A 14,316-nucleotide genomic window follows, 5' to 3' on the forward strand; every position below is an offset into this window, starting at 1 on the left:
GTTGCTTAATAAAACTCCAACTATTGGGGGTCACACCAAAAGCGCAGTGTATTTCCCCGAGCGGTCGCCGAGGTATCTCGCTTCCATTATTCGTGCCAACGTTCTAACACTAATAGTAGTTACGTCGCATTTTATGCAACAATAAAAAGCGGTAAATAACCGAAAAGAATTGGTGTCCAGTTATACCCAGTTAGCTAACAGTTTATCCAAGATCAAGCAGTATATCTCCCCCCCAGAAAGCTTATTTAACATTCTCCTTTTGATGAGTCTAATACCGAACACGTTACAGAGGTGGGAAATTATTATCTCACTCTTTTTTGATCAGAAATGATTCCAAGCTGTTACAATACCCTCCTCCCCCTTTTCTATTCCACCACTATCGGAAACAGCCGCAAATCTCCCATACACGCTAACTAGGAATTTCTTCCTATGAATGATTCACTAATAAGAATCAGAAGAAATGAGAACCACTGGTGATACACTTTTCAAGCCTGCTGCCTCAAAATAAGTATTAGACAATTCCAAAAAAACCAATGGGAGGTATGTAAAATGAAAAAGGCGTTTTTTCAAAGGGAAAAGGTGCCGGCTAAAACATTTCCGCCATATGAAACATCCAATATGGAACATAGTAATGAAAAAAGAAGCCATTTAAGAGATAGAAATATCCGGAAATTTACATCTCCGGCAAGACAACAAAAGGAATATTTAAATAAGATTAACCATTTAACACATTATGATTATTTAACGGATCTTCCAAATAGGTCATTCTTTAATGAAAAACTTGCTTCCCTGATTGAAGAAGATGAGGATTCTGGAAATGGTTTCTCAATTCTATTTATGGATTTGGACCGGTTCAGAGTTATCAATAATTCACTCGGAGACAAGGTCGGCAACCTATTATTAAGACAAATCAGCCAAAGAATAAATACATTCCTGAACTCCACATCCTTCCTGGCAAGAATCGATGGAGATGAGTTCGGCATTATACTTAAGGGTCATAATGAAGATACGAAATACCCTATTACCATTGCCAAGGCAATAAAAGCATCATTTGATGAACCATTTGTTGTTGATGGTCAGCAGCTGTTCATTACTGTAAGTATAGGGATTAGCTGTTTTCCAACACATGGAAATACTGCCGAAGAATTGACGAAGAATGCTGCCATTGCACTTTATACAGCTAAAGAAGATGGAAAGAACGCTTATATACTTTATTCACCTTCAATTAATGCAAGTTCACTTCATCTGTATTCGCTCGAGGGTGATTTAAGAAATTCCATTAAACATAATGAATTAGCGCTTCACTATCAGCCTAGAGTTGAAACAGCGTCCGGAAAAATAATCAGTGCAGAAGCTCTCATCCGCTGGGAGCACCCAATTCACGGTCTGATACAACCAAATCGGTTTATTCCATTCGCCGAAGAAACTGGTTTTATTAATGAAATTACGGATTGGGTTCTGAAACAGGCTTGTCTGCATTTAAAACAGTGGAAAAAGGAAAACATTTCTGTCGTTCCAATTTCAATTAATATCACTGCACAAAGGTTCCTGAAAGACGATTGGAAAGATATATTTACATCCATCCTACTAGAAACAAATACAGACCCTGCTTTAATTGAGTTGGAAATAACGGAAACAACCATGATCAAATATGAAAAAACAGCAGAATCATCCCTGCAATTTCTTAAAGAACTAGGCTTCAAGATTGCGTTGGATGATTTTGGAACAGGTTTTTCGTCACTTTCTTATATTAATAAGTTCCCAATCGATACGGTAAAAATCGACCGGTCCTTCACAAGAAATATCAACAAATCTGAAAGTACCGATGTAATTATTAAAACGCTTATTTTTATGACGAAGGGATTAAATATGAACCTGGTTGCAGAAGGCGTGGAAACCACGGAACAGTTAAAATTCTTAAGACAGCAGGAGTGCCAGGAAATCCAAGGTTATTTATTCAGTAAACCAGTGCCTGCTGATACGTACCGATCCCTTTTAAAAAAACCTATTCTGGAAATTGCAGCAACTGATGAAAAAACAGAAACTAAAGGAAGAAGAAAGCATTTTAGAATTCCTTTGAAATTCCCTTCCCGCGCGCAAATGACAATGACATCTTTGAAAGGAAGAAAAATGGATTTCAAAAATACAGAAGTATTAATTGAAGATATTGGTCCAGGCGGTCTAAAGTTTCTGTCAAAGATGCACTTACCTGTAAGACCTGACAATGTCTACCAATTTAATACAAAAATTATGAATCATAATATTTGCCTAGATGGAAAAATTGTCTGGAAGGAAGAATTAAATGGGGTTTTTGCATATGGACTTAACTTTTCTATCGAAGAAAAAGATAGAGAACATTTAATAAAGCTTTTAAATCAGTTCTTAATTCAATTACGTAAAACTCCCTTTGTTCCGAATTCTAATATAATTAAAAGTGATAGATTTGCCTATCTGAAAAATATGTAGTGTTTTGTTTAACCTGTATAAAGTTGAATTCAACAAAAATATAGTCCCTTTTTCCCATTGGATATGATAATCTAGAAATATGTCGAAATTATATCTTTTGGGAGAGAGGAATCCATTATGAGCATGAGCAAAGAGAAAAAAATAAATATACTCCTGGTAGATGACCGACCGGAAAATCTATTAGCTATCGAAGCTACCATCGAAAAAGATGAATACAATATAGTCAAATCTTCGTCTGGCGAGGAAGCACTTAAATATCTATTAAAAAATAATGTTGCATTAATATTGCTGGATGTCCAGATGCCTGGCATAGACGGGTTCAGTACTGCCAAAATCATTAAAACCCGCGAAAAAACCAAAAATATACCAATCTTGTTCATCACTGCTAACAACATGGAGTCTGAACATGTTTTTATGGGTTATTCATTGGGAGCAATGGATTATATATTAAAACCAGTAGACCCTATGATTCTAAAAGCAAAAGTGGAAGGTTTTGTCGGAATTCATAAGATGGAACAACAGCTTATTGAACAGGCTAATACACTGCTTGAAAAAACAGATGAGCTGAAAAGGGCTAACATAGAACTTTCCGAAACCACCTCCAAACTTCGTGTGTCGGAAGCTTTGGCCAATGTAATCAATGAGACCTCTCTCGATTCCATGTTTATATTGGATAAGTATGGATCAATTATCAAAACAAATCCATCCGTAAATAAAATGTTTTCCTATAGTAATCTGGAGCTGAAAGAAAAGAATATATTGACTTTATTCACGCACGAAGAGTCAAGAGAATATATGGAAAATATTTTATTGTCAGTCAAACATTTTGATACAATCTCCGGTTTCGAGAATCCGAAAGAAATTTATGTCACAAGGAAAAACGGTACGACGTTCATGGCAAATATTCAAATTGGCATAAAATCTGTCCAGGGTACTTTTCTTCTGGCATGTACGATCCGTGATATTACGGAGCAAAAGGAAAATGAAGGATTAATTGAGCATATGGCATACCATGACAGTTTAACAGAATTGCACAATAGAAGATCGTTTCATTTGCAATTAACCAAGCACTTATCACAGGCAAGAGAATTAAATACCCCATTGAGTGTTCTGTTTTTGGACATGGATCGTTTCAAATACATAAATGATTCCCTGGGCCATCAGATAGGTGACCAGGTCCTGCTGGAAATTTCAAAACGACTGACCTCAAGCGTCAGAAATGGGGATATAGTCTCCAGGGTTGGTGGAGATGAATTTAATATAATTTTGCCTAACACCAATCGGGAAGGCTCACTGGAAATTGCAGAGAAAATTATGGAAGCGATCCAACAGCCGGTAACAATTAATCATTATGAACTGTATATTACGACCAGTATAGGATTAAGCGTTTTTCCGTATGATGGGGAAGATAGTTCTGTACTGATTAAAAATGCAGCTACTGCATTATATCGGGCCAAAGAAAATGGAAAGAACAATTTTAATGTGTTTCATTCCGGAATGAATATGCAATCTTACCGTTCCTTTAACCTGCAGAATGATTTGCGGAAAGCTATCGAACAGGAAGAGTTTGAGATTTTCTATCAGCCCCGTGTAAATACGGAAACAGGCTCCGTAAACAGTGCAGAAGCATTGCTTCGTTGGAATCATCCAAACTGGGGCATTGTTTCACCAGGTGAATTTATTCCCTTGGCTGAAGAAACCGGACAAATTATTGAGATTGGTAATTGGGTGATCAAATCCGTGTGCAATCAAATTATTGACTGGAAAGAAAACCGAATAACCCCAGTCCGGATAGCCATTAATTTATCTGCCCAGCAATTTCTGCAGCATAATTTAGTTGAGAGCCTGCAGCAAATCATAGAGGAAAAAGAAATAGATCCCTCCTATCTGGAAATCGAAATTACTGAGTCTGCACTATTAAGAAACGAAGAAACTGCTGCTATTACCTTACGAAAAATAAGAGACATGGGAGTCCATATCAGTATCGATGATTTTGGAACAGGCTATTCTTCGTTACACTATTTAAATAGGCTGCCTGTCAATACGCTAAAGATTGATAAATCGTTTATTGATGGCGTATTTAATAAGACGGCAAAAGAACAATCCATCGTCACGATGATTATTTCATTGGCTAAAGCCTTGAATCTAACCGTTATAGCCGAAGGAGTTGAAACAGAAGAACAGTTCAATTTCATACGAAATCTCCATTGTGAAGAAATTCAAGGTTATTTATTCAGTCCCCCTGTTGAAGCCAGCAGATTTGTGGAGATTATAGAAATGGGAAGCTATCCATTAAATGAATCATCTGTCCCATCAAATATTGTTGCAATGCCCGTAAAGGAAGAACCGAAAAAACAAACCATTATAAAGACTGCTCTCGATCAGATTAGGGAACAATTTCTGATTTCCAGCAGGGAATTAGACGTTTTCGAACAGTTATTGGCAGGGCTAAGCAATAAAGAAATATCGGAAAATCTATTCATTAGTGAGCATACAGTAAAAAATCACATCTCGCGGATTTTTCAGAAGCTGCATGTTAATGATCGAGCGCAAGCGATGGCAATGGTCTATCAGATTTGTATTAATGAAGGAGAAAATATAGTCAGGTAGGCTTTAAATAATGACTTACCCATCTGGGAGGAAGAAATCTGTTGAAAATTAGAACAAAATTGTTACTTGTACTTAGCACATTGCCCGTTCTTCTAATTATTCTGATCGCTATTGGAAGATACCAAATTACTAATTTCAATGAAATTAATGATGCCTTGCAAAACAATTACGATCTTTCCGTCGTTTCCGAAGCAATTCATCGAGATATAAAAGATGAAGCGATCAGTTTACGAAACATTATTCTATTTACTGATGAAAACACGATTCAAAGTGAAATGGAAAAAATAGAAAGATATGATGAACAAATATCAGCAAATATTCAACTGCTGGGATCGACTGCTTATACGCAAGAGCAACAAGCTATCATTGAAGATCTATCAGATACCAATCTGGAATTCAATACCTATAAAGAACAGCTTATCGAGTCCATTAATGAAGGAAACCGGGAGGACGCCCTCGTATTAATGAACGAGAATTCTCTCGAAATCCAACAAGATTTCTTTGACTCCATTTCCCTGCTGACTGATACGTTTGAGTCAGATATGTTCACATCCTTGGATACGGCCAGAGAAGATTTTTCAAGAAATATTACTGTTGAATCAATTGTGTTAACGACCGTTGTTATTTTTATCATGATACTTATGTATAGAAGTATATGGTCACTCACATCAAGATTGAGCAAAGTTTCGCATGCCATGAGCAATATTGCAAATGGGCATAAAGATTTAGACACGAAAGTAGAAGTTATCTCCAATGATGAAATAGATGAAGTCGCCAAATCTTTTAATCAAATGTCCGAATCCTTAAAAGAACAAAGAAACAGAGAACAGGATCTGCTGTGGACAAAAACACATATTGCAGATATTACGACAAACTTAAGTGGTGCAAAAACGATAGAAACGCTCTCTGAAACATTCTTATCCAACCTGCTTCCACTCGTTGAAGGCAACCATGCTGTTTTTTATGTTAAGGAAGAAGAGGATGACAATCAGGACTCTATTTTTAAACTTCGCGCTTCCTATGCGTTTAAAGAGCGAAAACATATGACAACCCATTTTCGTGCGGGCGAAGGTCTAATCGGACAGGCAGTACTGGAGAAATCACCAATCATCTTATCGAAGGTTCCCGCCGATTATATAACCGTAAAATCCGGCCTGGGAGAAGCTCCCCCCTTAAATCTGTACGTGCTGCCAATCCTGTTTGAGGGAGATGTCAAAGGCGTTGTAGAAATTTCTTCATTCCAATCTTTTAATGATAATCAACGAGTTTTAATGGAAGAACTTATAAGTGATCTGGGCATTCTTCTTGAAAGTGTGATGGGAAGAATTAGACAGGCCAAACTGCTGGAAGAAACGCAGGTATTAATGGAAGAAATCCAAGCACAGTCAGAGGAATTACAATCACAGCAAGACGAATTAAAAGCAACGAATGAAGAATTGGAGCAACAAACAAATACCCTCCAGCGGTCAGAGGAAAAACTTCAGATTCAGCAGGAAGAACTGGAGCAAACAAATACAGAGCTGGAAGAAAAGGCTAAAAGTCTGGCAGAGCAGAATAAGATGTTTGTACAGAAGAACAATGAATTGGAAATCGCTCGTGCTAACCTTGAAGAGAAGGCTAAAGAACTGGCCATCAGTTCAAAATATAAATCTGAATTCCTGGCAAACATGTCTCATGAACTTCGAACTCCTTTAAACAGCATGCTCATACTGTCAAACCTATTATATGATAACAAGAATAAAAACTTATCCGAAAAACAAGTCAAATATGCAAAAACAATTAATTCTTCCGGAAAAGATTTATTAACGCTTATAAACGATATTTTGGATCTGTCCAAAATAGAATCTGGAAAAATGGATGTATACCCAAGCGAAGTACCCTTAGCAGCGTTGACTGAGTTTGTAGAGGCTAATTTCAGACCTGTTGCTAATGACAAAAATCTGCAATTCAACATTTCCATGGAAGATAATATGCCTGAGTTTATTTACAGTGATGAATTAAAAATTCAACAAGTATTGAAGAATCTATTGGCAAACGCCTTTAAATTTACAAAAGAGGGAAAAGTTACGCTTGAGATTGAAACGCATCACCGATCCGGCAAAAAACCTGGGGTCATATTCTCAGTAACTGATACAGGGATTGGCATATCGAGGGAGGACAAGAAGGTCATTTTCGACGCCTTCCAGCAAGCTGATGGGACAACGAGCCGCAAATTTGGCGGTACAGGTCTTGGTTTGTCAATCAGTAAAGAAATTGCTGCTCTCCTCGGCGGAACTATCACTGTAGAAAGTGAAGAAGAAATAGGAAGTACTTTCTCATTCTCTATCAGTGATTATGAAAAAGATACGTTAACTGACGTTACAGCATCTGTGACAGAAACAGCAGTGGCAGTTGAGAGCTCAGATAAAAGAAGTGATTCACCAATAATTACAATGAATGAACCTGTTTATACTGCCAGCAAGGAGATAAACGGCCATATTAAAAGACTGTTGCTTGTCGATGACGATTTGAATCAGCGGAACAGCCTGATGGAACTGGTCGGTGAAATGGATGTTATCATAAAAGCTGTGTCGACTGGAAAAGAGGCATTGGAAGAACTGAAAGGCAATCCATTTGATTTTATGATCTTAGACTTAGGTTTATCCGATACAACCGGTTTTGACTTATTGGATGAAATTATGGAGAATCAGGCATATGAAAACTTGAAGGTTTTTGTCTATACTGGCCGTGATTTGACGACGAAAGAAGAATATCACTTAAACCAGCATGCCCATACCATCATTATTAAAGATGAACAATCCCCACATCGGTTAAAAGAAGAGCTTGAGCTTCACTTAAACATTGAAGCGGACGATGACGATGTTCCGGAACAGCCGAGTGAAGAAGCGATCCAGGATTCAATAGCCCTTGATGGGAAGAAGGTACTTCTTGTAGATGATGATATTCGCAATGTATTTGCATTGACAAGTGCACTTGAACATTACGGAATGGATATTACCTTTGCTGAAAATGGAAGAGAAGGTCTTGAAGCATTACAAAGCAATCCAGATATTGATTTAGTTTTAATGGATATCATGATGCCTGAAATGGATGGATATGAAGCGATGCGCCGAATCCGGGAAATTCCTGCTTTTATCAACTTGCCTATTATCGTACTAACCGCAAAGGCAATGAATGAGGATCGTTTGAACTGTCTGGAAGCTGGTGCATCCGATTATATTGTCAAACCGGTCGATACTGATCAGCTTATCTCGTTAATCAAGGTTTGGTTGTTTCAGCAGGAAGGAATTGTTTTGGCATGACAAGGGAAACAGCTCCAAATTCTGCACGAAAGAGTTTAGAAGAAGTGGAAATTGAATTGTTTTTAAAGGGAATTTATGAGTGGTATGGATACGACTATAGAGAATATGCCTACAGTTCCATTAAAAGGAGAATATGGCACCGTGTGCATGCCGAAAAATCTGCAACGGTACTCAAACTTTTGGATAAAGTATTGCATGATCCGGAATGTTTTCAAAGACTGCTGGAGGATTTTTCAATTAATGTAACGGAAATGTTTCGGGACCCCCTGTTCTTCCTGCAATTCCGGGAAGAGGTCGTACCATTATTGCGTACGTACCCTTCTATCCGAATCTGGCATGCAGGTTGCTCAACAGGCGAGGAAGTTTATTCAATGGCAATATTACTTCATGAAGAAGGACTATATGACAAAACTAAAATATACGCGACAGATATCAATGCCAATGTGTTAAAAATTGCCAAAAATGGACAGTTTCCATTGGAAAACATGAAAAAATATACGAGTAATTACTTGCAGAGCGGGGGCAAAAAAGCCTTTTCCGAATATTATACCGTAACAAATCACGGTGTGAAGTTCCATCCTTTTCTCACTAAGAATGTAGTCTTTGCCCAGCACAATCTTGTTACAGACCGTTCATTTAATGAGTTTCATGTCATTTTATGCAGAAATGTTTTGATCTACTTCAATAAACCGCTACAGCAAAAAGTGCACGATCTCTTTTATGAGAGCTTGGGCAGGTTCGGGATTCTTGGTCTCGGGGATAAAGAGACAATATCGTTCACAGAGAAATCTGCCTGTTATAAAGAACTAAGCAGAAAGCAAAAGCTGTATCAAAAGTTAAAATAGGCAACTAAAAGAGTGACGTTCTGTTCTGACACACGTCACTCTTTTAATTAGGTAGCTTCCAAATTTAAAATGAACCTATCAGCTGAAGCATCGCAGGTCCCAACAGGATGATGAATAACGTAGGAAAGATGAATAATACCAATGGAAACATCATTTTTATAGGAGCTTTCATTGCAGCTTCCTCTGCCTTTTGCCTTCTATATTCTCTTATATCTTCTGTCTGGACGCGTAAAACAGAGACCATGCCAATACCAAGCTTTTCTGCTTGCACAATATTATAAATCAATGTTCTTAATTCTTCTGAGACGAGTCGTTCATTTATAGCATTCAATGCTTCTTTTCTTGTTTTTCCAAGACGCATTTCCTCAAGCGCAGCCTTAAATTCCTTGATCACTTCTCCATTTTTCTTGGAAACAACCTGACTTAACGCCGCATCAAATCCTAGTCCTGCCTCCAAACTTATTGTTAACAAATCAAGAATATCCGGCAACTCTTTCCCTGCAAGTTGGCTTCTTTTCTGAATTTTCTTTTTTAAGAATTGCTTCGGTAATAGTATTGCTGTACCTATGCCAAGTAATAAAATCAGTAGGATATATGTTGTCTGTAGGCCGGCGAGAAGTCCAATCGCCAAACCAAGTAAAGGCACACCGACGAGTAATACTGTCTGCACCATTTTAAATCCCACCGGACTCAGGCCAAATGGCTGACCGGCCTGCAAAAGCAAATGCTCAAGCTTGGATGCTTTTTCTTTTCCCAATCTTTTTGTATATTTTCGTTTAAACGAAATCCAGAAAGGCTTAACAATCCGCTGGTGGAAAGAAAGCTCTTCTTCCATATCTGGATGATTCGATGGTTTATTATTAATGAAATAAGCCTGAATTCTCTTTTGGATATGCCCTTTTCTTTCAGCCCGTATTCCGACTACACCGTAAGTCAACAAGCTGATAAACATAAAAAAACTAACATATAAAGCCATCAAATCACACCTCGATTGTCGTAATTTTTCGTATCATCACAAAGCCGATAATGCCGCCTATGACCCCGGCAATCAGCATACCTATTCCAATTGGATCCGTAAAAAGTGTTCCAATATAACCCGGGTTCATTAAATAAATAATAAATCCAAGTCCAACCGGCAACAGACTAATAATCACGCCGGATAGACGTCCTTGTGCAGTAAGTGTCTTAATCTGATTTTGAATTTTAGTTCGTTCCCGGATGGTGTCAACAATCTTATTCAATAGGAAAGCCAAGTTACCGCCAACTTGCCTTTGGATGATGATAGCCTCTACCATCAGCTCCAAATCTTCACTCGGTATTCTTTCCTTCCATTCCACCAGTGCATCCTCAAGGGAAGTGCCATATCGCATCTTTTTTAAAACAAGCTCGACTTCTTCCTTTATCGGTGAATAAGATTCCTCTGCGACCATCGTCAATGATTGCGGCAAGCTGAACCCTGCTCGTAAGGAACCGATCATCGAAGTAACCATCCCTGGCAATCCCATATTAAATTTCTTTATCCGCTTTATTTCTTTTGATTTCAGCCATACAGGAAGAGTTTTAAAACCTATAATAATACCTAGTAATGCGAAAAGTAAATTGCCTGTTAATAAATGGAAGAGTCCGCCAGTGAATACTGCTGCCAGCCACTGAAAGGCAATGAATTCTTCTGGTTTGACAGGAATTGCCGCAACACTCAGCTTTTGTTCGAGATTCTTTTTCTTCTTGCTCTGCTTTTTATTTTTCATTAAAAGCTGGGATAATTTATTATTCATTTCCTTGAGCACTTGTTTAATGGGTGTTTTTTTCTTTGTTACTTCCTCGTTATGTTCCTTTTGTGAATGCCTCATCTGACTAACGGCAATAAGAAAAGTGAAAATCGTTGCAAACATGGTGATCAATATAACGTACATCATACTATTTCCACCTTTTCCGTAAAGATCGAGGAAGGAAGATGAATCCCTTCGTTTTCCATTCGCTCATAAAATTTCGGCCGGATTCCTGTTGGTACAAGCTTGCCGATGATTTTTCCATTGTGATCAAGACCGGATTGCTTGAATTTGAAGATGTCCTGGAGCACGATAATATCTCCTTCAAGTCCTTGCACTTCCGTAATATTCGTTATCCGACGAGTGCCATCCTTCAGTCTTGACTGCTGGATAATCAAGTCCAATGCCCCTGCAATCTGTTCACGGATTGCTTTTACAGGCAATTCCATCCCAGCCATCAGGACCATCGTTTCAAGTCGGGCTACCATATCTCTTGGGCTGTTCGAGTGTCCGGTTGCAAGTGATCCATCGTGTCCGGTATTCATTGCCTGCAGCATGTCCAATGCTTCTCCGCCACGAACCTCCCCTATTACAATCCGGTCTGGTCGCATACGAAGCGAGTTTCTCACGAGATCACGAATCGAAATCGATCCTTTTCCTTCGATATTGGGAGGTCTTGTTTCGAGCGAAACGACGTGCTCCTGTCCGAGCTGAAGTTCAGCTGCATCCTCAATCGTCACGATTCGGTCTTTATTGGAAATAAATGAGGAAAGCACATTCAATGTGGTCGTTTTACCAGAACCCGTTCCCCCACTTACAAAAATATTCAATTTCGCTTCCACACTTGCTTTAATGAAATCGGCCATCTCTTCTGTCAGCGTACCGAAACGGACCAAGTCATGGATGGTGAAAGGATCTTTGGAAAATTTCCGGATGGTAATTGTCGGTCCATTTAATGCCAGTGGAGGTATGATTGCATTCACCCGTGATCCATCCATTAACCGGGCATCCACCATTGGACTGCTCTCATCGATTCTTCTGCCAAGCGGAGCTACAATTTTTTCCAGTACTGCCATTACATGATCATTGTCACGAAACTGTATAGCTGTAAGGGAAAGTTTCCCGTTACGCTCCGCATATACCTGCTTCGGTCCATTGACCATTACCTCTGACACATCATCATCCAGTAGCAGTGGATTGATAGGTCCATAACCTGTAAGATCGTTTTTAATTTCTTCTTTAAGAATTTTCCAATCCTTGACATCCTTGATGCCTTCATTGTCGTTTAGAATTTCAGTAATGATGGAATCGAGATCGGCAACGATTTCTCCTACTTCCTCATCATTACGTTCTTTTACGATATACTTGAATATGAGATTTTTTAATTCTGTAAAGTCCTCGGAAGGTTCTTGTGGGTAGAATAGCTCGGTTACAGGAGAAGAAACCTCTGCCGATATGATTTCTTCTTTTTGACTTATTTCCTCTTTTGGAGTACTGTCAGTTGTTTGTTCCTTCATGTTTTCCTGACTTTTTGACTGAATTCTGGCTAGTAAACTCATTCCTTATCCTCCTTGGCCTGTTTCCTTTAATCGTAAGCTTTGAAAAAAACCTGTTTTGTCTTTTGGTTTTGTCTTTTTATTTAAATTAAGGAATTGGGAAGCAGCTTTTTTTAGTTCCTTGGAGAATGCTGCTTTCGGATGGGTTGTTACAAAAGGCTGTCCCACGTCCAGTGAATGATCGATTTGCTTATCTGTAAAAGGCAAATAGATCGCTTTTTCCATGCTTGTCAGTTCTGGTATTTCTTTTTGGCTAATCATCGTTTGTGCTGTGAATTTATTGATTAATATATGGGTTTTATCTTTCAACCCCAGTAACTCAAGGGTTTCAATCATCAGCTTGGAATTTTTTAGTGCCGCCATTCCTGGTGTGCTGACTACTAAAATTAAATCTGCTGTTTCCATCAGTTGGATATTTAAATCATTTAACCCTGCTTGTGTTTCTATTAATAAAAATTGCGTTTCTTCCTGCAGTTTTTCACTGATCGAAATAAGAAAATCCGTAGTAATCAATTCGGCATACTCCGGTCGGTCCGGAGCTGGTAATACGTTCACACCTGATTCATGATTCATTGTATAGAAAAGAATATTCTCTATATCCTTACGTTCCGCCGCATCTTTCAGAGTACGCGTTGGGTGAAGATCAAACGCCATGGCAATATCTCCAAATTGAAGGTCTGCATCAAGGACACGAACGTTTAAATTTTCCTTTGCCAAAAGTGCTGCAAGATTGACTGTTATCGTTGTTCTGCCAACTCCACCTACAGCACTGCAAACTAAAATTCGTTTGATGTCATGTGTCTCTGTCATACTAATCCCTCCGTATTTCTACTCCTGTTCGCCTTTTATAATTCGGCTGCTGATCCAGCCTTTTTGTTCATCCGTTGTCTCTATCTCTAGCCAGATACGGCCATCCTCATCCGTTTCCTGGTTACCCAAAAGAGAAAGTGTCGTTTCTTCCTTCACAATTTCTATTGGGTCAGCCTTAAGGCTCGGAGACTTTCGGATAACGGATTCAACTGGAAGCGTCACAACTTTACCATTCGTTGGCGAAGCTTTTTCTTCCGTTTCTATTTCTTCTATTTCTTCTGCTTCTTCTATTCCTTCATTTAAATCCGATTTGCTGTAGAGAGCCAGATGCAGTTCACCATGAGCTCTTGCGTTAATCAGCTTTACCGTATCCTCCTGGTTCAATTCCAGAGTGACAGATTGATACAAAACTGGTTCCGCACCTTCAGCTTTTTTCTCGGTCATCCGCTCACCAACAGCAAGCACATGGACTTTTTCCAGGATCATTTCCGTTTCCAGATTTTCACCAGAGGTCAAAACGACATCCACGAAGTCCTCTGGCTGAATAAGGTTTGAAATACCTGTCACATAAGTTACTTCAGTAGAAACCGCTCTGTACCCCTCATTAATCTTGCGGGATATCACTTCTGCTTCTTCTTCTTTTTTCTGCATCCGATGATTCATCAGAATTTCACCCTGTTTGATATCAGTTATTGTGTACTGATGAAGTACGTTGTTGATATCTTTCACCATTTCCGGGTGTATTTGTTCCAGCGGTATTTCTTTTACCGTAATCTGTTCCTGTAAAATCTGCTGATCCTTTGGTATATCTGCAGCGGCTATAACAACTTCCGCCATTTCTATCTCTGGACCCGTTGCGCTCGTTTCCGTCGCCTGATTATTGATAAACATAAAAAATAAGAATGTTGTTATGACCCCTGATAGGATGGCCAGAAGGAGTACCTTTTTTGGTTTCATC

Annotated in this window: 9 protein-coding genes; 4 read left to right on the forward strand and 5 right to left on the reverse strand. The window is 38.8% G+C overall.

What is annotated here, in order from left to right; genetic code table 11:
- Positions 1 to 549: 549 nt before the first annotated feature.
- The 4 genes from A4245_RS13890 to A4245_RS13905 all read left to right on the forward strand — a co-directional run bounded on the left by A4245_RS13890 (position 550) and on the right by A4245_RS13905 (position 9,223).
- Entirely contained in the window at positions 550 to 2,466 is a 1,917-nt protein-coding gene (locus tag A4245_RS13890) for an EAL domain-containing protein (RefSeq protein WP_067728934.1), read from the forward strand.
- Positions 2,467 to 2,583: 117 nt separating this feature from the next.
- Entirely contained in the window at positions 2,584 to 5,076 is a 2,493-nt protein-coding gene (locus tag A4245_RS13895) for an EAL domain-containing protein (protein ID WP_067728936.1), read from the forward strand.
- Positions 5,077 to 5,117: 41 nt separating this feature from the next.
- Positions 5,118 to 8,378: a response regulator gene (locus A4245_RS13900; RefSeq protein ID WP_067728938.1), complete on the forward strand. Its 3,261-nt coding sequence runs from the start codon at positions 5,118 to 5,120 to the stop codon at positions 8,376 to 8,378.
- Entirely contained in the window at positions 8,375 to 9,223 is an 849-nt protein-coding gene (locus tag A4245_RS13905) for a CheR family methyltransferase (protein ID WP_067728940.1), read from the forward strand. The genes A4245_RS13900 and A4245_RS13905 overlap by 4 nt, the downstream gene beginning before the upstream one ends.
- A gap of 64 nt (positions 9,224 to 9,287) precedes the next feature.
- On the opposite strand, the gene A4245_RS13910 is transcribed toward A4245_RS13905, so the two are convergent.
- From A4245_RS13910 to cpaB, 5 genes are read right to left on the reverse strand one after another with little or no spacing between them, the layout of a single operon-like run.
- A complete protein-coding gene (locus A4245_RS13910) occupies positions 9,288 to 10,199 on the reverse strand; it encodes a type II secretion system F family protein (RefSeq protein WP_084268810.1) in 912 nt (303 codons plus the stop codon).
- A gap of 4 nt (positions 10,200 to 10,203) precedes the next feature.
- The gene (locus tag A4245_RS13915; protein ID WP_067728944.1) at positions 10,204 to 11,139 is read right to left on the reverse strand and encodes a type II secretion system F family protein; all 936 of its coding nucleotides are present in this window, start codon (positions 11,137 to 11,139) and stop codon (positions 10,204 to 10,206) included.
- Positions 11,136 to 12,551, reverse strand: coding sequence for a TadA family conjugal transfer-associated ATPase (locus tag A4245_RS13920; protein WP_084268811.1), 1,416 nt, complete (start codon positions 12,549 to 12,551; stop codon positions 11,136 to 11,138). Before A4245_RS13920 ends, A4245_RS13915 begins: the two co-directional genes overlap by 4 nt.
- A gap of 3 nt (positions 12,552 to 12,554) precedes the next feature.
- Positions 12,555 to 13,358 (reverse strand): CpaE/TadZ family protein, encoded by an 804-nt coding sequence (locus tag A4245_RS13925; protein ID WP_067728946.1) that lies wholly within the window; start codon positions 13,356 to 13,358, stop codon positions 12,555 to 12,557.
- A gap of 18 nt (positions 13,359 to 13,376) precedes the next feature.
- Complete coding sequence (gene cpaB / locus A4245_RS13930; protein ID WP_067728948.1) at positions 13,377 to 14,315, reverse strand: Flp pilus assembly protein CpaB; 939 nt, start codon at positions 14,313 to 14,315, stop codon at positions 13,377 to 13,379.
- Position 14,316 lies beyond the last annotated feature (1 nt).

Origin of the sequence: Oceanobacillus damuensis (genome assembly GCF_001618145.1) — a bacterium.
Lineage (GTDB): Bacteria > Bacillota > Bacilli > Bacillales > Amphibacillaceae > Oceanobacillus > Oceanobacillus damuensis.